This is a genomic window from Sphaerotilus sp., assembly GCF_013299175.1.
GTDB lineage: Bacteria > Pseudomonadota > Gammaproteobacteria > Burkholderiales > Burkholderiaceae_C > Sphaerotilus.
The window spans coordinates 17804-37857 of record NZ_JAAFKF010000004.1 but is presented as its reverse complement, the minus strand read 5'-3'; the positions used below and the strand labels follow the sequence as shown (position 1 = coordinate 37857).

General features: G+C 69.3%; 18 protein-coding genes. 11 read left to right on the top strand and 7 right to left on the bottom strand.

The window, feature by feature from the left end; all coding sequences use genetic code 11:
* The first annotated feature begins 98 nt into the window (after positions 1–98).
* The 3 genes from QZW52_RS01525 (at position 99) to QZW52_RS01515 (ending at position 3368) form a co-directional block, all read left to right on the top strand.
* Positions 99–1496 carry an L-serine ammonia-lyase gene (locus QZW52_RS01525; protein ID WP_293994369.1) on the top strand — a complete coding sequence of 466 codons (1398 nt, stop codon included), beginning with the start codon at positions 99–101 and terminating at the stop codon, positions 1494–1496.
* Positions 1497–1564: 68 nt separating this feature from the next.
* On the top strand, positions 1565–2866 hold the full coding sequence (locus tag QZW52_RS01520) for an AAA family ATPase (protein ID WP_293994367.1): 1302 nt from the start codon (positions 1565–1567) through the stop codon (positions 2864–2866).
* Entirely contained in the window at positions 2859–3368 is a 510-nt protein-coding gene (locus tag QZW52_RS01515; RefSeq protein ID WP_293994365.1) for a hypothetical protein, read from the top strand. The genes QZW52_RS01520 and QZW52_RS01515 overlap by 8 nt, the downstream gene beginning before the upstream one ends.
* 21 nt (positions 3369–3389) lie before the next feature.
* On the opposite strand, the gene QZW52_RS01510 is transcribed toward QZW52_RS01515, so the two are convergent.
* Complete coding sequence (locus QZW52_RS01510) at positions 3390–4655, bottom strand: nitronate monooxygenase (protein ID WP_293994363.1); 1266 nt, start codon at positions 4653–4655, stop codon at positions 3390–3392.
* Positions 4656–4882: 227 nt separating this feature from the next.
* Here QZW52_RS01510 and QZW52_RS01505 point away from each other — a divergent pair, with 227 nt between their 5' ends.
* Genes QZW52_RS01505 through QZW52_RS01490 form a run of 4 tightly spaced genes read left to right on the top strand, consistent with a single transcriptional unit; the run spans position 4883 to position 9703 of the window.
* Entirely contained in the window at positions 4883–5407 is a 525-nt protein-coding gene (locus tag QZW52_RS01505) for a MarR family winged helix-turn-helix transcriptional regulator (protein WP_293994360.1), read from the top strand.
* Entirely contained in the window at positions 5404–6870 is a 1467-nt protein-coding gene (locus QZW52_RS01500) for an efflux transporter outer membrane subunit (protein ID WP_293994358.1), read from the top strand. Before QZW52_RS01505 ends, QZW52_RS01500 begins: the two co-directional genes overlap by 4 nt.
* Before the next feature lie 14 nt (positions 6871–6884).
* Positions 6885–8135: an HlyD/EmrA/EmrK family protein gene (locus QZW52_RS01495; protein ID WP_293994356.1), complete on the top strand. Its 1251-nt coding sequence runs from the start codon at positions 6885–6887 to the stop codon at positions 8133–8135.
* Complete coding sequence (locus tag QZW52_RS01490) at positions 8132–9703, top strand: DHA2 family efflux MFS transporter permease subunit (RefSeq protein WP_293994354.1); 1572 nt, start codon at positions 8132–8134, stop codon at positions 9701–9703. Before QZW52_RS01495 ends, QZW52_RS01490 begins: the two co-directional genes overlap by 4 nt.
* 3 nt (positions 9704–9706) lie before the next feature.
* Here QZW52_RS01490 and QZW52_RS01485 read toward each other — a convergent pair whose 3' ends face one another.
* Positions 9707–10267: a PaaI family thioesterase gene (locus QZW52_RS01485; protein ID WP_293994352.1), complete on the bottom strand. Its 561-nt coding sequence runs from the start codon at positions 10265–10267 to the stop codon at positions 9707–9709.
* Between the two features lie 233 nt (positions 10268–10500).
* Here QZW52_RS01485 and QZW52_RS01480 point away from each other — a divergent pair, with 233 nt between their 5' ends.
* From QZW52_RS01480 to QZW52_RS01465, 4 genes are read left to right on the top strand one after another with little or no spacing between them, the layout of a single operon-like run.
* Positions 10501–12537, top strand: a complete 2037-nt coding sequence (locus QZW52_RS01480) for a methyl-accepting chemotaxis protein (protein WP_293994350.1) — start codon at positions 10501–10503, stop codon at positions 12535–12537.
* A gap of 11 nt (positions 12538–12548) precedes the next feature.
* Positions 12549–14123, top strand: coding sequence for an ATP-binding protein (locus QZW52_RS01475; RefSeq protein ID WP_293994348.1), 1575 nt, complete (start codon positions 12549–12551; stop codon positions 14121–14123).
* A gap of 13 nt (positions 14124–14136) precedes the next feature.
* Positions 14137–14556 (top strand): response regulator, encoded by a 420-nt coding sequence (locus QZW52_RS01470; RefSeq protein ID WP_293994346.1) that lies wholly within the window; start codon positions 14137–14139, stop codon positions 14554–14556.
* Positions 14557–14562: 6 nt separating this feature from the next.
* A complete protein-coding gene (locus QZW52_RS01465; RefSeq protein WP_293994343.1) occupies positions 14563–15885 on the top strand; it encodes a diguanylate cyclase domain-containing protein in 1323 nt (440 codons plus the stop codon).
* A gap of 11 nt (positions 15886–15896) precedes the next feature.
* Here QZW52_RS01465 and QZW52_RS01460 read toward each other — a convergent pair whose 3' ends face one another.
* The 5 genes from QZW52_RS01460 to QZW52_RS01440 are packed head-to-tail and all read right to left on the bottom strand — an operon-like array spanning position 15897 to position 20052.
* On the bottom strand, positions 15897–16625 hold the full coding sequence (locus tag QZW52_RS01460; protein ID WP_293994341.1) for an SDR family NAD(P)-dependent oxidoreductase: 729 nt from the start codon (positions 16623–16625) through the stop codon (positions 15897–15899).
* Positions 16622–17272, bottom strand: a complete 651-nt coding sequence (locus QZW52_RS01455; protein ID WP_293994339.1) for a PIG-L deacetylase family protein — start codon at positions 17270–17272, stop codon at positions 16622–16624. Before QZW52_RS01455 ends, QZW52_RS01460 begins: the two co-directional genes overlap by 4 nt.
* Entirely contained in the window at positions 17260–18072 is an 813-nt protein-coding gene (locus QZW52_RS01450) for a sugar phosphate nucleotidyltransferase (protein WP_293994337.1), read from the bottom strand. The genes QZW52_RS01455 and QZW52_RS01450 overlap by 13 nt, the downstream gene beginning before the upstream one ends.
* Entirely contained in the window at positions 18069–19466 is a 1398-nt protein-coding gene (locus QZW52_RS01445) for a DUF4910 domain-containing protein (RefSeq protein WP_293994335.1), read from the bottom strand. Before QZW52_RS01445 ends, QZW52_RS01450 begins: the two co-directional genes overlap by 4 nt.
* Positions 19456–20052, bottom strand: a complete 597-nt coding sequence (locus QZW52_RS01440) for a dTDP-4-dehydrorhamnose 3,5-epimerase family protein (protein WP_293994333.1) — start codon at positions 20050–20052, stop codon at positions 19456–19458. The genes QZW52_RS01445 and QZW52_RS01440 overlap by 11 nt, the downstream gene beginning before the upstream one ends.
* Positions 20053–20054: the final 2 nt, after the last annotated feature.

Sequence of the window (20054 nt, the reverse complement as noted above, 5' to 3'; positions counted from 1 at the left end):
AATCCATTGCAAAACAACCACTTGCAAACGTTCAACACAACTTGCCCACAACCTTATCCACAGGTGGCGGGGATAACCGCAGAGGACCGGAGATTCGCATGGCTGTCAGCGTTTTCGACTTGTTCAAGATCGGCATCGGGCCGTCCAGCTCGCACACCGTCGGGCCGATGCGGGCGGCGCGGCTGTTCACGCAAGGGTTGCTGCACGCGGAGCTGCTGAACCGCGCTGCCCGCGTGCAGGTCGATCTCTACGGCTCGCTGGGTGCCACCGGCAAGGGCCACGGCAGCGACACCGCCGTGCTGCTCGGCCTCGGCGGGCACGAGCCGGACACGGTGGACGTGGACCGGATCCCGGCGCTGCTGGACGATCTGCGCCAGCGTCGGCGCGTGCTGCTCGATGGCACGCATCCCATGGCCTTCGACGAGGCGTGCGATGTCGTGTTCCACCGCCGCGAGACCTTGCCGCTGCACGCCAACGGCATGCGCTTCTCGGCCTTCGACGCGGCGGGGGCGGTGCTGGCGGAGCGGGTGTATTACTCGGTGGGTGGCGGCTTCGTGGTCAGCGAGCAGGTCGCCGCGGATGGCCAGCGCCAGAAGGTGATCGCGCCCGACACCAGCGTGCTGCCGCTGCCCTTCCACAGTGGCGCCGACCTGCTGGCGCTGACGCAGGCGCACGGCTGCTCGATCGCCGAGGTGATGCGCCGCAACGAGGGCCACTGGCGGCCGGGTGCCGAAACCGATGCCGGCCTGCTGCGCATCTGGGCGGCGATGCAAGCCTGCGTGGAGCGCGGCTGCCGCACCGAGGGCACGCTGCCGGGCGGGTTCAAGGTGCGGCGGCGGGCGGCGGCGCTGTCACGGGCGCTGGCCGCGCTGGATGCGCAAGGGGCCAAGGCGGCCGATCCGCTGGTCGTGCTCGACTGGGTGAACCTCTACGCGCTCGCGGTGAACGAGGAAAACGCGGCGGGCGGGCGGGTCGTCACGGCGCCGACGAACGGGGCGGCCGGGATCATCCCGGCGGTGCTGCACTACTACGCCCGCTTCGTGCCGGGGGCGGACGAGCGCGGCGTCATCGACTTCCTGCTGACGGCGGCGGCGATCGGCCTGCTCTACAAGGAAAACGCCAGCATCAGCGGCGCCGAGGTGGGCTGCCAGGGCGAGGTGGGCGTGGCGTGCTCGATGGCGGCGGCGGGGCTGTGCGCGGTGATGGGCGGCACGCCGGAGCAGGTCGAGAACGCCGCCGAGATCGGCATGGAGCACCACCTGGGCCTGACCTGCGACCCGGTGGGCGGGCTGGTGCAGATCCCCTGCATCGAGCGCAACGCCATCGCCTCGGTCAAGGCGATCAACGCCGCCCGCATGGCCCTCTATGGCGACGGCACTCACCACGTCAGCCTCGACAAGGTGATCAAGACCATGCGCGAGACCGGGGCGGACATGCTGACCAAGTACAAGGAGACCGCCCGCGGGGGGCTGGCGGTCAACATCGTGGCTTGCTGAATCACCGGGGGTCCGTTTCCGGGCGCTACGATGCCGGAATTGGCCCTCTCTTTGCGGATGCACCCACCATGCTGACCGAACTTCTGCTGGAAAACTGGAAAAGCTACGAACAGGCTCGGGTGAACATCGATGCACTGACGGTGCTCATCGGCGCCAATGCCAGTGGCAAATCGAATGCGCTGGACGCGTTTGCTTTTCTGAACCGAATCGCCCACGGTGCTGCGCTCACCGCGGCGTTGCAAGGCGATGGCGTGCTGCCTGCGCTGCGTGGCGGTGTGGACTGGGCGGCACGGCGGCCCAATACTTCGTTTGCCGTGGGCGTGACCTGCCGCGCGGACGAGCAAACGGATTATCAGTACCGACTGGAATGCACGCTCAGCGACAGTCGCTGCGAGGTGCTCTCGGAACAGCTCACTCGGGTTCGTTATCGACTGGACCGGAACAGTCTGCGCAAACGGGATTCCGTGCTCGGGCAGATCAAGTTGTTCCGCACCGACCCTTGCGAGGTCGGATCGCCCACGGTGACGGCGCGCCTGTACAACGAAAAGCAGGGCAGCCCCCGTCAGGTGAGTCGTGTGCAGTCGGTATTGACGCATCTGGTCGGGCAGAAGCTGCGCCAAGAAATACAAGATGGTGTTGTGGTCGTGGTGGCAGCCCTTCGGGATATTTTCATTCTTGACCCGATTCCGTCGCACATGCGTGGTTACTCACCACTGAACGAGCGTCTCGACTCTGATGCGCGAAACATTGCGGGGGTGATTGCGGCGCTTCCTCAGGAGAAACAGGCGTCCATCGAATCTGTCTTGACCCGGTATGCCCGGAAACTTCCGGAAAAGGATATTCGTCGCGTATATGCCGAGCCGGTCGGTAAATTCAAGTCGGATGCGATGCTGTATTGCGAGGAGCACTGGAGCGATTCGGGAGATCCGCCAACGGTCGATGCACGGGGCATGTCGGATGGAACGCTGCGTTTTCTGGCCATCCTCACGGCGTTGCTGACCCGGCCCCGGCACAGTCTGCTGGTGATCGAGGAGGTCGATAACGGGTTGCATCCGTCTCGGGCGCAGATGTTGCTGGACATGCTTCGAACAGTGGGTGAAGAACAGGAAGTCGATGTGCTGGTGACGACCCACAATCCCGCTTTACTCGACGCCATGGGGGCCGAGATGGTGCCGTTCATCACGGTGGCGCACCGCAATCCACACAGCGGTCTCAGTCAGTTGACGCTGCTGGAAAACATGAAAAAACTGCCAAAACTGCTTGCGCAGGGTTCGATTGGGAAACTTTCCAGCAACGGTGTTATTGAAAAAGCTTTGCAGTTGGAGATGGATTTCCCAGCGGTGGAGCAACGGGAATCCGTGCATGTCTAGGCGCGTCTTTATTCTGGATACGTCAGTGCTGTGCTGCTGGTTGAAAATTCCCGGGAAGGAAACAGCCGGCCCTGTGACAGACCGATGGACCCATGAGCGAATCGATCGGTTGCTGGCGGATGAGCGCCAGGCAGGGGGTACCTTTGTGCTGCCGCTGGCTTCCTTGATTGAAACCGGCAACCACATTGCCCAGTCCAGCGGCGACCGTTTCATGCTGGCCCAGGCGCTGGTTGATCATTTGCGCAGCGCGGCAGAAGCGACTTCACCCTGGGCGGCTTTCACGGATCAGGGGCCGCTGTGGGAATCGGAGGGTCTGCTGGAGTTGGCAGCGGCATGGCCGGAACTGGCGGCGCAAAAGCTGACCATTGGTGATGCGACCATCAAGAACGTCGCGGAACACTATGCAATGGCCGGCTTTCACGTTGAAATCCTGACGGGTGATGCCGGACTCAAGGCGCATCAACCCGCTCGCTTGCCGCCCGTTCCCCGCCGTCGGCGTTGACAGCCCCGTGGCAGGGCAAGGTCAACCAGCCACCACCAGCCCCGCTTCCGGTAGCCGCACCTGGTTGTCGATGCTGAACCGATAGTCCTGGAACACGTGTTCGGCCGTGAGCAACTGGTAGCGGCCGTCGGCGTGGCGGTGCGACGTGTCTTTCAGCCGCCACGTCAACTGCCCGCAGGTCCAGATGTCGAAGTTGCGCATCTGCGTACACAGGCAGGTCTTGTCCATCACCGAGATGCGCTTGACGCCCGGATGCGCCGCCACTTCGCGGTTGTAGGACGTGATGTAGGCGCACTTGCCGTTCGCGTCGAGCAGGTAGCCATACGCCTCGCAGTTCGGGCGGATGCCGTCGCCGATGCCTGGGCTGGACTTGATCATCCGCATCGGGTAGCCGGTGGGCGAGATCTGGTTGACCTCGATGTCGTCCTCGTCGGCCTTGAAGTATTCCTGCTTGATGTCGTCGGGCAGGCCGCATTCCTGGGTCACGGTGAAGCGGGTTGCCACCTGCACGCCGGATGCGCCCATCTCCAGGAAGCGCACCGCGTCGCTGCCGGTGAAGATGCCGCCCGCCGGCAGGACCGGGATGTCGAGCTTCTCCGCCTTCATCCACGCCAGGATCTCGGCCACGATGGTGGCGAGGTCGTACTGCGCCCAGTCCATGCCGAAACCGAGGTGGCCGCCGGCGAGCGGACCTTCGACGACGACGTAATCCGGCAGGCGGTTCAGGCGGGCGTTCTTCTTCAGGAACAACTGCAGCGCGCGCAAGCTGGACACGATGATGCCGAGCTTCACGTCGCGGAAGCGCGGGTGGTCCTCGATCAGCGCGAAGGAACCCAGGTGCAGGCCGGCGGCGAGCGTGATGCCGTCGATGCCGGCGTCCATCGCGGACGCCATGCGCACCTTCAGCGTCTCCTTCGGCCCGTTCATCGTCAGCTTTTCCATGCAGTTGATGAACACCAGCCCGCTGCCCTGCTTGCGGGTCATGGTGCTCTCGACGTGCAGCTTGGTGGCTTCGGCGAGGTGGCCGAGGTCGAACTTGACGGCCGACTTGTCCTCCGACTCGACGTTGAGCTTGTACAGCGCCTGCTTGGCCTTGACGTACTTGGTCTTGTAGCGGCGGTCGGTGACGGTCTTGATCATCGCGTCGGAGATGTGGCCGACACCACCCAGGCGGGCCGCCTCCAGCGCCAGGTCGGAAGAGGAAATGTCCACGCCCATGCCGCCGACCATGATGGGCACCAGCTCGTGGCGGCCCATCTGCATGCGGAAGTCGTCCAGTCTTTTCATCGCGTATGTCCTCGGGGCGTAACCCCTGTAGTTCTCAAGCCTCTTCATCAGGCGCAGCTTGCCAGTGCAGTGTGACTGTGCCACGCCGTGCGCACGGTGCGTATTGTCAGGGACTTGCCGCGTCAGTCTGGTTGGCCCCAGGCCAGAAGTTCGATCAAAGCCATGGTGGGTACAGGGACAAATTAAATTGCTCAGTCAATCATTGACTAGACAATAAAATCAGCGCCATGCACACGACCGACCCCGCCGCCGCGCCTCCCCCGCCGATCTACACCGCCGAAACCTACCGGCCCGAGCGCAGCCTGGGCTTGCTGATGCGGCAGGTGCTGACCTCGATCCTCCAGGAGGCCGACCGCCGCCTGGACGCACTCGACCTGACCCATGCGCAGTGGCTGCCCCTGTTTCACCTGCTGTGCCGGCCCGAGGACACGACGGCGGTGACGCTGGCGCGCGATCTGCAGGTCGATCCGGCGGGCGTGACCCGCGTGCTCGACCGGCTCGAAGCCAAGCAGCTCGTGCGGCGCGAGCGGTCCTGCACCGACCGGCGCGTGGTGAATCTGGCGCTGACCGACGCGGGCCGCGGGGTGGCCGAGCAGGTGCCGCCGGTGCTGACCTCGGTGCTCAACCAGCATCTGGAGGGCTTCTCGGTCGAGGAGTTCGAGCAGCTCATGGGCTTGCTGCGCCGGCTGCTGGCCAATGGCGAGGCGATGCGGGCGTCCGTGGTGGCCGCACGCGGGGAGGGCGCGGCATGAACCGTCTGACCATGATGACTCCCGTGGTCGGCGCGATGGCGCTGGCGGCGGCGCTGGTGATGACCGGGTGCGCCAGCCCCGGTGCGCCGATCCCCGTGCAGGCGGCGTTGCCACCGGCACAGCTCGGGCTGCAGGCCGACCCTGGTGCGCTGGCCGCGGGCGACGGCTGGTGGAAGGTGTTCGGTGATCCGGCGCTGGACGGGCTGGTCGAGCGCGCGTCCGCCGACCACCCCAGCGTGCAGGCCGCGATGGCCCGGCTCGCCCGCGCCCAGGCCGTCCGCGGTGGTGCGCAGGCTGGCGACGCGCCGCAGATCGGCCTGTCCGCCGACGCGAACCACCAGCGTTACACCGCCAACGGGCTGGTGCCACCGCCGATCGCCGGCAGCGTGCGCGACACCGGCACGCTGCAGATCGGCGGCGCGTGGTCGCTCGACTTCTTCGGTCGCCACCGCGCCGCGCTCGCCGCCGCGGTCGGCCAGGAGCAGGCGCTGCAGGCCGAGTTGTCCTCCGCCCGCCAGGCGCTGGCCGGCGCCGTGGTGCGCCAGTACCTTGCGCTGGCCCGCCTGCTGGCGCAGCGCGAGGTGGCCGACCGCGCCATCGCGCTGCGGGGCCAGACGCTGGACCTCGTGCAGCGCCGCGTGCAGGGCGGGCTGGACACCCAGGTCGAGCTGCGCCAGGCCGAATCCGCCGTGCCCGATGCCCGCACCCAGCGGCTCGCGCTGGACGAGCAGACCACCCTGGTGCGCCACGCCCTGGCCGCGCTGACCTCGCAGGCGCCGACGGCGCTCGATGCGCTGGCCCCGCGGCTGGATGCGCTGCAGGTGCCGGCGCCCGACACGGGCCAGATCGGCACTGATCTGCTGGGCCGCCGCGCCGACATCGTCGCCGCCCGCTGGCGCGTCGAAGCCGCCACGCACGGGGTGCGCGAGGCGCGGGCGCAGTTCTATCCCGATGTGCAGCTCAACGCCTTCGTCGGGCTGAACGCGCTGGGGCTGGACCGGCTGGTCCAATTCGACAGCCGGCAAGCCGGCGTCGGTCCGGCGCTGCGGCTGCCGCTGTTCGACGGTGGACGGCTGCGGGCGCAACTGCAGTCGCGTTCGGCCGACCTCGATGCGTCGATCGCGGCCTACAACGGCGCGCTGCTCGACGCGGTGCGCGACGCCGCCGACGCGCTGACCAGCACCCAGGCCGTGCAGGCCCAGCGCACCGAGCAGGCCCGCGCGCTCCAGGCCGCCGAGCAGGCCCACGACGCCGCGCAGCGCCGCTTCGGCGCGGGTCTGGGCAATTACCTCGTCGTGCTGTCGGCCGAACAGCAACTGCTGGCGCAGCGCCGCGCCGCGGTCGATCTGCGTGCCCGCGCCTTCGACACGCGGGTGCAATTGATGCAGGCGCTCGGCGGCGGCTACACCGCGGCCAACCTTCCGCCGGACGCGCCGCGCGCGACGGCCCAGAACAACCGATGAAAACGAGTCACCCGATGAGCCACCCTGCGACTGACGTTTCCCCGAAGCCGACCGCGCCCGCGAACCCCCGCCGCCGTGCGCTGACCGGCATCGCCGCCGTGGCCGTGCTGGCTGGCGGTGGTTACGGCGCATGGTGGGCGCTGTACGCCCGCCACAGCGAGAGCACCGACAACGCCTACGTCCAGGCCCGCGTGGTGCAGGTCACTGCGTTGGCCGGCGGCACCGTCAAGGCGGTCGAGGCCGACGACACCGACCACGTCCGCGCCGGCCAGGTGCTGCTGCGGCTGGACGCGACCGACGCGAAGCTTGCGCTGGAGCAGGCCGAGGCCCAGCTCGCGCAGACCGTGCGCGAAGTGCGCCAGCTCTACACCGGCAACGACACGCTGGGCGCACAGGTCGCCCTGCGCGAAGCCGACCTCAAGCGCGTCCAGGCCGACCTCGCCCGCGCCCAGGACGACGTGAACCGCCGCGCCAGTCTGGTGGAGAGCGGCGCGGTCGGCCGCGAGGAGTTCAACCATGTCACCGCGCAGCTCGCCTCGGCGCGCAGCGTGGTCGCCGCGGCGAAATCCGCGCTGGACGCCGCGCGCGAGCAGCAGCGCAGCAACGGCATCCTCACCGACGGCAGCAGCGTCGAGGGGCAGCCGCAGGTGCAGCGTGCGGCAGGCAAGGTGCGCGAGGCGTGGATCGCGCTCAAGCGCACCGAGCTGCTCGCCCCCGTCGAGGGCCACATCGCCCGCCGCAGCGTGCAGCTTGGTCAGCGCGTGCAGCCGGGCACGCCGGTGATGTCGGTGGTCGATCTGCAGGGCGCCTGGGTCGATGCCAATTTCAAGGAAGGCCAGTTGCGCACCCTGCGCCTGGGCCAGCCGGCCGAGCTGGTCGCCGATGTCTACGGCGACAAGGTGGTCTACCACGGCCGCATCGCCGGGCTGGGCGCGGGCACGGGCGCGGCGTTTGCGCTGCTGCCGGCGCAGAACGCCACCGGCAACTGGATCAAGGTGGTGCAGCGCGTGCCGGTCCGCATCGCGCTGGACCGGGCCGAGGTCGCGGCGCACCCGCTGCGCGTCGGGTTGTCGATGAACGTCACGGTGGACGTGGCGAAGCAGGACGGCGCCGTGCTGCCCGCCGTGGCGGCCACCGCGCACCCGGACCACACCGAGGTCTACGACGGCCTGGAGCGCGAGGCCGAGGCCGACGTGCAGCGCATCATCGCCGCCAACCTCGGCCGCGTCGGCGTGGCCGCTTCGACTGCCCGGAAGCCGGCATGAGTGCGCCCGCCGCGACCGTCGGCGCGCCGCCCCCGCCGCTCGAAGGCGGCCAGCTCGCGCTCGGCACGCTGGCGCTGTCGCTGGCGACGTTCATGAACGTGCTGGACTCGTCGATCGCCAACGTCTCGCTGCCGGCGATCGCGGGCGACCTGGGCGTGAGTCCGTCGCAGGGCACCTGGGTCATCACCAGCTTCGGCGTGGCCAACGCGATCTCGGTGCCGCTCACCGGCTGGCTGACACAGCGGTTTGGCGCGGTGAAGTTGTTCACCTGGAGCGTGCTGCTGTTCGTGGTGGCGTCGTGGCTGTGCGGGTTCGCGCCGTCGCTGGAGGCGCTGATCGTGTTCCGCGTGATGCAGGGGCTGGTGGCCGGGCCGATGATCCCGCTGTCGCAGACGCTGCTGCTGTCGAGCTACCCGCGCACCAAGGCGGGCACGGCGCTGGCGCTGTGGGGCATGACGACGCTGGTGGCCCCCGTGGTCGGGCCGCTGCTGGGCGGCTGGATCACCGACCATGTGCATTGGGCGTGGATCTTCTACATCAACGTGCCCGTCGGGCTGCTCGCCGCGGGCATCACCTGGCGCATCTACCGCCACCGCGAGACGCCGACCCGGCAGTTGCCGATCGACACGGTGGGGCTGGCGCTGCTGGTGGTCTGGGTCGGCGCGCTGCAGCTCATGCTCGACAAGGGCCACGAGCTGGACTGGTTCCACTCGCCGATGGTCATCGCGCTGGCGGTGGTGGCGGCGTTCGGCTTCGCGGTGTTCGTTGCCTGGGAGCTGACGGACGCGCACCCGGTGGTCGATCTGCGGCTGTTCGCGCGGCCGAACTTCCTCTATGGCGCGCTGACGCTGTCGGTCGCCTACGGACTGTTCTTCGGCAACATCGTGCTGCTGCCGATGTGGCTGCAGCAGTGGGTGGGCTACACCGCGACCTGGGCAGGGATGGCGATGGCGCCGGTGGGCGTGCTGGCGATCCTGCTGACACCGCTGGTGGGCAAGAAGGTGGGGGTGTGGGATCCGCGCTGGATGGCGACCGGGGCGTTCGTGTGCTTCTCGCTGGTGCTGTGGCTGCGCAGCCGCTTCACGCTGCAGACCGACTTCGTCTCGATCCTGGTCCCGACGGTGATCCAGGGCGCGGCGCTGTCGTTCTTCTTCATCCCGCTGACGACGCTGACGCTGTCTGGGCTGGATCCTTCACGGGTGCCGGCGGCGGCGGGGCTGTCGAACTTCGTGCGGATCACGGCCGGCGCGATGGGCACCTCGGTGGCCACCACCGTCTGGCAGGACCGCGCCGTGATGCACCATGCCCACCTCGCCGAGCGGCTGACGGCGGGTGATCCGGTGACGGACGAGGCGCTGCGCACGGTCCAGTCCGGCGGCTTCGGGCTGGAGCAGGCGCTGGCGCAGGTCGAGCGGCTGGTCAACCAGCAGGCGTACACCCGCGCCGCGGACGACGTGTTCCTGGTGTCTGCCGGGATCTTCCTGCTGCTGATCCCGCTGGTGTGGCGCACGGCGCGGCCACCGCGGCTGGGTCGGGCCGCGCCGACGGACGCGGGCGGGGCGCACTGAGGGTCAATTGCCCGAGGCTTTGCCGGGGGCCAGCACCACGCAGGTCGTCGTGGCGTGTGCATACAGCTTGCCATCCGCGCCGACCAGCCGCCCTTCGGCAAAGCCGACCTGCCGCCCCGCGTTGATGACCCGCCCCTCGGCGCGCACCAGCCCGACCTGCGGCGTCAGGGCCCGGATGTAGCTGATCTTCAGCTCCGCTGTCGTGTAGGCGCGGCCGGCCGGCAGCGTGGTGTGGACCGCGCAGCCCACGCACGAGTCGAGCAGCGTGGCGATCCAGCCGCCGTGGACGGTGCCCATCGGGTTGGCGAAGCGGGCGTGCGGGCGGCCCTGGAAGACGAAGCGGCCGTGCTCGAACGCGATCGGCACAAAGTCCATCGCCGCGCCGATCGGCACCGAGGGCAGCTCGCCGCGGCCGATGGCGGCGAACCACTCCAGGCCGCTGAGGTGGGCGATCTGCTCGGGGCGGGCGATGCCGGGTGGGGCCAGGGCGGCGCGGACGCGGGCCTCGTCGGCTTCCCAGCAGGCGAGGGTGGCGGCGGTGTCGTGGTGGGCGTGGGTGGACATGGGATGCACTCCGGTCAGCGGTGTCGGTGGTCTGGGCGCCAGCAGACCACGACCGCGGACCACCTCGCTGTCACACCGGGGTCAGCTCCCCACCGACACCCAGGGCGCAGAAATGCAAGGGCTTAGGCGGGCACTTCGCGCAACACCTCCCGGAGCCGGTGCCGATACTGTGGTGAGCGCAGTTCCCTCCGTGCGGAGCGTGTACTGCCCCGTCGCCACGAGCCCAGCCCACCATGCCCCAATTCATCCGCAACCTCCGCCTCTCACGCAAGTTCGCGCTGCTGGGCGTTGTCGCCGCGGGCATGGTGCTGCTGCCGCTGTCGTACTGCGTGCGCAGCGTGGAGCAGAGCGTGGACCGTACCCGCGCCGAGCTGCGGGGCATCGAGCCATCGCGCGGCCTGCTGCGCATGGTCCAACTGACGCAGCAGCACCGCGGCCTGTCCGCCACCGTGCTGGGCGGCAAACCCGATCTCGACGCCCAGCGCCGCACCCGACAAACCGATGTCGATCAGGCGGGCGAGACCTTCAACGGGCTGCTGCGGACCCTGGGAGATCAGCCCCGGCTGCGCGCCGACTGGGAGCGCGTGGCGGGCGAATGGCAGGCATTGGCCAAGGACGTGGCGGCCCGGCAGGTGTCGGGTCCGCAGAGTTTCGAGCGCCACACGGCGCTGGTCGAGCGCCAGATCGAGCTGCATGGCCGGTTGATGGACGCCGCCGGGTTGACGCTGGAGTCCGACCCGGCGCACTACTTCCTCACCGTCGCGGCCCTGAAGCAGACCCCGGACCTGTCGGAGGCGCTCGGGCAGATGCGGGCCATCGGCGCACTGGCGCTGGCGCTGCAGCGGCTGGCGCCGGACCAGAAGGTGCGCCTGCAAACCCTGTCCGACCGGGCGCGGCTCCTGTCACGCGATGCCGTGCTCGATCTGGACAAGATGTTCGAGCTGCAGCCGGACCTGAAATCCGTGCTGGAGACCGACGTGGCGCGGCTGCGGGTGGCGGTGGACACGGCGCAGCGGCTGGTGCAGGACGATCTGCTCGAACCCACCGAGCTGACCCAGAGCTCGGGGGAGTATTTCAAGGCGATGACGGAGTCCATCGACCAGGTGTTCGTTCTCCAGAACAAGGCGGGCCAGATCCTGGAGGCCAAACTGAACACCCGGTTGCAAGAGGGCCGCCAGTTCGAGTGGCTGCTGATCGGGTCGTGCCTGCTGCTGAGTGGGCTGGGGCTGGGGCTGGGGCTGGCGGTGAGCCGCTCGGTGGTGCAGGCGGTGGGCGTGGTGCGGGCCTCGGTGGTGCGCATCGCCAACGGGGATCTGACGCTGGCGCCATCCGCGACTTCGCGCGACGAGCTGGGCGAGCTGATGGCGGCGATGGCGGCGATGCAGGCATCGCTGACCCGCGTGGTGGGCACCGTGCGCCAGAACGCCGACAGCGTGGCCACGGCCAGCGTCCAGATCGCCCAGGGCAACCTTGACCTGAGTGCGCGCACCGAGCAGCAGGCCAGCGCGCTGCAGGAAACCGCCGCCACGATGGACGAACTCAACTCGACCGTGCGCACCAATGCCGACAGCGCCCAGCAGGCCAATGCGCTGGCGCAAGGGGCTATCAGCGTGGCGGTGCGTGGCGGCGAGATGGTGGCGCAGGTGGTGGAGAAAATGGACGGCATCAGCGCCGCTTCGCGCAAGATCGCCGAGATCATCGGCGTGATCGACGGCATCGCCTTCCAGACCAACATCCTGGCCTTGAACGCCGCGGTCGAAGCGGCGCGGGCAGGGGAGCAGGGCCGCGGTTTTGCGGTGGTGGCGGGCGAGGTGCGCTCGCTGGCGCAGCGTTCGGCCGGCGCCGCCCGCGAGATCAAGGGCCTGATCCACACCAGCGTCGAGCGGGTGGAGCAAGGTTCGGCGCTGGTCAACCAGACCGGCCGCACGGTGGATGAAGTCGTCGCCTCGATCAAGCGGGTCGGCGAGATCGTGGCGCAGATCAGCGCGGCCAGCGGCGAGCAGAGCCTGGGCGTGCAGCAAGTCGGTCAGGCGGTCAGCCAGATGGACCAGGTGACGCAGCAGAACGCGGCACTGGTCGAGGAATCCGCCGCCGCCGCAGAAGGACTCAAGCAGCAGGCGCATGCGCTGGTGCAGGCGGTGGCGCTGTTCAAGCTCGGTCAGACCGGTGCGCAGGCCCTGTTTCCGGTGGGGCTGTCTACCACCGGGCCGCAGCCGGACGCACTGACCACAGGCGGGCGACCCGGCGCACCAGAGTGGGCGCATTTCTGAGGACATCTGCTGTGCTGAAGCGTCAATCGGTGTGGCCCGTGGCGGCGGGATCGGTGCTGGTGGCCATGGCGGCTGCTGCGAGCATCTATGGCCTGAACCGCTGGGCGAGCGAGAGCGCGGCCACCGAGCTGCGGTTGGTCGATCTGCGCGGTGCGTTCAACCTGCTCGACGGCCTGGAGTGGCGGGCGATCAGCAAAAAGGCCCTCGACGAAGAACTGAATGCCCGCATCGTGGCCGAATACCAGCAGGTCGAGCGCCTGTTGCAGGAGCTTGGTCCGACCGAGCGCGGCACCGTCTTGCCCACCCTGCACCAGACCTACCGGCAGGCGCTCGCCAAGGAGTTCGCGTTGATCACGTCAGGCGATCTCTCCGAAGCGGTGGAGTTCGATGAGACGGCCGTGGACCCGGCGTTCGACGCCCTTGCCAAGTACATCGCCGAGGCGGCCAGGACCAAGCGCGCCGATGCCCAGCGCGTGGGCCGCTACACCGAGTGGGGCATGGTGCTGTCGCTGCTGACCGCTGCCATGGTCATCGGCTGGCTGTTCACCCGCTTCACCCGCACCCGCGAGCAACAGGCCGATGCGCTCCGACAGGCCCTGGCGGACCTCGGCAGCACGCAGGACCAACTGGTGCAGGCGGGCAAGCTGGCCGCACTCGGGCAATTGGTGGCGGGCATCGCGCACGAGGTCAACACGCCGCTGGGCGCGATCCGGGCCGCCGCCGGCAACGGCATGGCGGCGCTGACCGCCGCGCTCGCCGCCTTGCCGCAGTTGCCCCAGCGCCTCACTCCCGCCGAGCAGACCGCTTTTTTTGCCGTGCTGGACGGCGCACTGGCCAGCCCCGCCTTGCTCGCCACCGGCGACCGCCGCGCCCTGCGCCGCACGCTGGTCCAGCAGTTGGACGCGCAGGGCGTGGGCGACACGCGCCGCGTGTCCGACTTGCTGCTCGACATCGGCGTGCGCGACCAGATCGGGCCTGTGCTGCCGCTGCTGCGCCACCCCGAGCGCGACTGGCTGCTCACGCTCGCCTACGACCTGACCCGGCTGCGCGGCAACAACGCCACCATCCTCGACGCGGTCGAGCGGGCCTCGAAGGTGGTCTTCGCGCTGAAGAATTACGCGCGGGTCGAACACAGCGCGGGCGACCAGCCCGTGGACGTGTCGGCCAGCCTCGACACCGTGCTCGGCTTGTACGGCACCCAGATCCGCCAGGGCATCCAGGTGCAGCGCGACTTCGCCCCCACACCGCCCATTGCCGGCCAGGCCGACGAGCTGGTGCAGGTGTGGACCAACCTGATCCACAACGCCATGCACGCCATGGAGGGCCGCGGTCGCCTGGAACTCGCCAGCCAGGTGCGCGACGGCTGCGTCGTCGTCAGCGTCACCGACTCCGGGCCGGGCGTGCCGGCCGAGCTGCACGACAAGATCTTCGAGCCGTTCTTCAGCACCAAGCCCCGCGGCGAGGGCACTGGCCTGGGCCTGCACATCTGCCGGCAGATCATCGCCAAGCACGGCGGCACCATCGGCCTGGACAGCGTGCCGGGCCGCACCACCTTCCTCGTCCGCCTGCCGCTGGCTGCGGCGTGAACCGAGCACCGCCATGCCCCAGCCGACCCTTCTGTCCCCGTCCCCGTCCTCGTCAGCCATTCTCTGCGTCGATGACGAGGTGCTCATCCTCAGCAGCCTCAAGGAGCAACTGCGCCGCCGCTTCGGCGACCGCTACCTCTACGAGACCGCCACCTGCGCCGACGAAGCCTGGGTGGTGATCGACGAACTCTGCACCGAGGGCATCGACCTCCTGGTCATCGTCTCCGACTGGCTGATGCCGGGCATCAAGGGCGACGAATTCCTCGCCCAGGTCTACCAGCGCCATCCGCGCATCGCCACCGTGCTGCTCACCGGCCAAGCCGACGAGTCCGCCATCGCCCGTGCGCGCCAGCAGGCCCACATCCGCGCCTGCCTGTCCAAGCCCTGGTGCGAAAGCGAGCTGGCCGCAGTGATCGAATCCGCCCTGGGTTGACGCGCCATGGCTGCAGCATCTCGCCCCAGCCCGCCCACCATCGTCTGCGTGGACGACGACCTGCCGCTCCTGCACACGCTGCGCGAACAGTTGCTGCGCGGACTCGGTGGTGCCTGCGACATCGAGCTGGCCTCCAGCGGCGAGGAGGCGCTGGCGCTGCTGGACGAGCTGAACGGCGAAGGGATCAGCGTCCCGCTGCTCATCTCCGACCACCACATGCGCGGGATGCGCGGCACCGAGTTTCTGGTGCGCGCCCACGACCGCTACCCGGAGATGCTGGCCATCTTGCTCACCGGACAGGCCGATGTGGACGCCGTGAGCCACGCTGTGAACCGCGCCAACCTCTACCGGCTGCTGACCAAGCCGTGGCAGGAAGGCGATCTGGTCCTCACGGTGAAGGAAGCCCTGCGCCGCCTCCACCAGGACCAGCAGATCGCCCGGCACGCGGCGCTGCTGCAGGCCACGATGGATGCCACGCCCGACGGCCTGCTCGTGCTCGACCTGGACGGACAGGTGCAGCAGGTCAACCACCCCTTCACCGCGCTGTGGCGCCAGACCGGTCCGCTGCCGGTCGTGGGTGCGGCCTTGCTGTCCGTGCTGCGGGCGCAACTGTGCATCCCCGATGCGCTGGTGCTCGATGCCACCCGACCCGTGCCGCACACCACCTTGCTGGAGCTGCGGGACGGGCGCTGCGTCGAATACCTGGGCCGGCCCTACCAGCTCCAGGGCCACAGCGCCGGGGCGGTCTACCACTTCCGCGATGTCACCGACCGCGAGCGCAGCACCCGCCTCATCCGCCACCAGGCGCTGCACGACAGCCTGTCCGGCCTGCCCAACCGGTTGCAGTTCAGCCAGGCGCTGGTGCGGGCAGTGGAAGCGTCCCGTGCGACACAGACCCACCTGGCCGTGCTCTTCGTGGACCTCGACCACTTCAAGCGCGTCAACGATGTCCTCGGCCACGACTGCGGGGACGAGCTGCTGCGCCAGGCGGCCCGGCGCTTGGCACACTGCCTCCGGCAAGGCGATCTGATCGCACGCTGGGGTGGCGACGAATTCACCGTGCTCGCCCCGCAGGTCGCCAGCCCGGACGAAGCCGCTGCATTGGCCGGGCGCATCGTGCAGTCGCTGGAGCAGCCCTTCCACGTCGGCGGGCATGTGCTGCAGATCAGCGCCAGCGTCGGCCTGGCGCGCTACCCCACCGACGGCGACGACGGCCAGACCCTGCTGCGCCGGGCGGACGTGGCGCTCTACCGCGCCAAGGACGGCGGGCGCAACGGTTTCGCGTGCTTCCGGGCCGGGGACGATGCCCCGGCGGGAGCCGCCGCCTGAGCCATGCCCATTCAGGTGGTCGCGGTGCGGACGTGGTGCCGCTCGCCATTCGCCAGCGCGTCATCGGCCAACAGGCACAGAACCGACGCCGCCACGTCCTCGACCCGCCCCAGCGCCCCGTCGCGCTGGCGCTGGGCGAAGGCTGCCGCGCCGGGATAGTCGTCGGGCGAGGCGTTGCGCAGCGTGGCCTGCATGCCGGTGTCGAGCGCGCCGGGGTCGATGCTCAGTGCGCGGAACGGGTGAGCCTGCCGCTTCTGTTCGGCAGCGACGACGCGCAGGAACTGGTCCATCCCCGCCTTGGCCGCGCTGTAGAGCGACAGCCCGGCATGGGCGCGCACGGCCGCACCCGAGCTGATGTGCGCCACCACCTTGCGGCCGGGGCAGCACTGGAAATGCACCATCGCCGCCGCGAGGAAGGCGATGCCGGAGACGAGGTTGACGTTCAGCGCGTCAATCAGCGCGCCGGCCGGCTTGTTCGCCGCGGGGCCAACCGGCTGCACCGTGCCGGCGTTGTGGACCACCAGCAGCTCGGCTACCGACAGCGGATCAATCCCGGCCAGCACCTCGCCGAGCGCCTGTGCGACCGCCGCCGGCTGCGCCAGATCGACCCGCACCGAGTCCGCCGTCGGTGCCGAGCGCGACAGCTCGACCACACGCCAGCCGTCCGCCTGCAACTGCATGACCAGCGCCCGCCCGAGGCCGCGCGAGCCGCCGGTGATCAGTGCCAGCCGGGTGTTCACAGCACGACCTTGCGCGCGTGAAACGCCTCGGCCTGTCCGCTCGGCGCCCGGCATTCGATGCCCCGCAGCGCCATCAGCCCCTGGAACGTCGCCTCGGTGAACCAGCCCTTCGCGCGTTGTGTGCCGAAGTGCGCCATCAGGTGCTGCACCTTGCGCTGCGCGATCTCGGCCGGCAGCGGCACGTAGACATTGGGCTGCCCGAGGTCGCCTTCGTACTTCGGGATCTCGTACTCCAGCACGAGGTGGTCACGCCAGGTCTGCCACGTCAGCTCGCCCACCGTGCGGTGGTCCTGGTGGCGGTCTTCCAGTCGGTGGGTGAGCACCACGTCGGCGGGGGTGCGCCGGGCGATGTCCGACAGGAACGCCTTCAGCCGTGCCGTCTCCGAGGGGAAATGCGCGTCCGTGAAATCGCCGATCACCACCTCGGCCGATGCCGCGCCCTTCAGCAGTGCCTGGGCGCTGCGCCGCGCCTCGTCGGCTCGCTCGCCCGGGGCGCTCAGCACCACCCAGGTGACGTGAACCTCCGGCACCTCGGCCAGCCAGCGCAGCACCGCGCCGCCGCAGCCGATCTCGATGTCGTCGCTGTGTGCCCCGAGGCAGAGCAGGTCAAGCCGGCCACGCCCGGCCGCCGGGTTCAGGGACAGCATGTCGTGTGCGCCGGCTCGATCTGCCCGGGCTTCCAGACCATCCACGGACAGTTGCCCTTGCCCTCCATCCGGTCGTAGGTGATCTTGTCCTTGAAGGTGTCCATCGGCTGCCAGAAACCGCGGTGGCGGAAGGCGCCGAGCTGGCGCTGGGCGATGAGCCGCTGGAAGGGCGCTTCCACCAACTCGTCGCCTTCCTCCAGCACGTCGAAGACCTCGCGGCGCAGACAGAAGAAGCCGGCGTTGATCCAGTACGGGCGTTCGTTGAGCGGGCCGAAGCTGGTGACGATGCCGTTGTCGTCGTCGTGCAGCGCATGGAAGCTCTGCGGCGAGGGCACGGTGGCGAAGCTCGCGGTCACGCCGCTGGCGCGGAACTCGGCGAGGTGCTGGTCCAGCGGCAGGTCGCTCAGGCCGTCGGCGTAGTTCGCCAGGAACTCCTCGTCGTCGCCCAGGTACTTGCGGGCGCGGAGCAGGCGCTGGCCGATGTTGGCGTGCAGGCCTGTGTCCACGAAGGTGATCTTCCAGTCCTGGAGGTCGCTTTGCACCAGATCGACCTTGCGTCCGCCCTCGCTGAGCACGAAGTCGTTGGACAGGCACTCGTTGTAGTTCAGGAAATACTCGCGGATCAGGTCGCCGCGGTAGCCCAGGCAGAGGATGAATTCCTTGTGGCCGTAGTGGGCGTAGTAGCGCATCAGGTGCCACAGGATGGGCCGCACGCCGATGTTGACCAGCGGCTTGGGGATGGTGTCGGAGTGCTCGCGCAGCCGCGTGCCGAGGCCGCCGCAGAAGAGGACGACTTTCATGGGGGAGGGCCTTTCTTTCGGGATTCGGAATCGGGTGCGGCTTCGGTGCGCTCCAGCGTGCGCAGCAGCCCGGCGCGTTCGAGGGCGGATGCGGCTTGCTCGACCTGCTCGAACGGCAGCCGGGCACGTTCGGCGATGGCGAGCAGGTCGCGGCTGCCGTCCGCCTGGTTGAGCACCCACAGCAGCGCGTGCTCGAACGCGCCCGGTGCGCCGCCGCCGACGCTGCCGTACAGGCCGCGCTTGCCCAGCCGTGGCTCGCCCTTGGGGCTGAGGTTGAGCGGCGTGCGGTTGGCGTCGATCACCGAGGCGAGCCGGGCGAGTGTCTGCAAGGCCGAGGCGAGCTGCGCGGCGCGGATCAGGGTCAGGTCGTCGGCGCTGGTGTGGTACTCGGCGTAGGTGCTGTTGGGCGAGCGGGTGAGGCGGCCCATCGGCAGGTCGAAGCCGGGCGAGCAGAACTGGCGTTCGTCGTAGCCGTAAGGTTCGAAGTCGAGCAACTTGGCCTCGGCGTTTTCGTGGGTCGCGGTGCCGCGCAGCACATGGGCGGCGGCGCGGTCGGTCAGCGTGTCGCCGCGGCGGCTGTGCTTGTAGTGCAGCACGCCGGGATCGCCCAGCAGCCCGAGCACCAGCCCGGCGCGCACGCGGCCGAGCCGCTCCTCGTTACGCGACAGCCAGGCCAGCGAGCCGATCGTGCCGGGGCCGAAGATGAAGCGCCACGTCAGCCGGGGCTTCGTCGGCGCGTGGTGCAGCGCCCGCGCCAATTCGACCGCCACGGCGATGCCGCTCAGGTTGTCGTTGGCCAGCGAGGGGTGGCAGGTGTGCGTGTAGACCAGCACCTCGTCGTCGGATTCACCCTGGCCCGGAATCACCGACTCGGCGTAGCTCAGGTGTCCCGGCGCGAGGTCGGCGTCGATCACCACCTCGTAGGGCCCCGGCCCGAGCCGCTCGCGGTCGCGGTGGCGCAGGCAGAAGCCCCATTGCTCGCGGTAGTAGCTGGTGCGGTACGGAATCCAGTCCGGCCGGTCGGGCAGCGAGTGCAGGTACGGCTGAAGCTCCGCCAGCGTCATCATCTGGCGCACCGGCACCGAGTAGCCCATGACGTGCAGGTTGTGGGCGCGGAAATCGACCACGCGGCGCCCGTTACCCCCCGGACCCACATCGGCGATCCACGCATCCCGGATGTTCCACTCGCGCGGAATCTCCCAGTCGTAGGCGGGCGTGCCGCTCGGGACTTCGGTACGGATCAGCGGAATGCGCTCGCCGATCCGGTCCAGCGTCTGGCGCACGCCGTCGCCGGTCAGGCTGCGGCACAGCGGGTACAGCGCCTCGATCAGCGCCCAGGCGTCGGCCGCCGCGCTGCCGGCCGCGTCGTCGGGGAGCAGGGCGTCAAGCAGCATTCGGCGTCCCGGCTGCGATCCCGGCGCCGTAACGCTGGCGGTGGGCCGCTTCGTCGAAGAACGGGCCATCGCGGTCGCGCTCGGACATCGCCGTCACCGGCAGCGGCCACGTCAGCCCGAACGCCGGATCGTCCGCCCGCACGCCCGCGCCGAGGTCGCCCCGGTACGCCTCGGTCATCATGTAGAAGACCTCGCTGTCGTCCACCAGCGTCTGGAACCCATGCGCCACGCCGCGCGGAATCCACAGCGCGTTGCCGAGCGCCGAATCCAGCGTCACCGACACGGTGGCCCGGTAGGTCGGCGACTCGGGGCGCAGGTCGAGCAACTGGTCGAACACCCGGCCGCGGGTGCAGCGCACCAGCTTGCATTCCGTGGCGGGCGGCCACGCGAAATGCATCCCGCGCAGCGTGCCGGCGCGGACGTTGAACGAGGTGCTGGTCTGCACCATCGCCGCATCCAGGCCCGGTCCACCGTGTGCGGCGAACGTTTCTCGGCACCACGTCCGTGCAAAGGAGCCGCGCTCGTCGGCCATCGGCGCGAGGCGGATGTGCCGCACGCCGTCGATGGCCGTTGGTTCGAAGACCATCG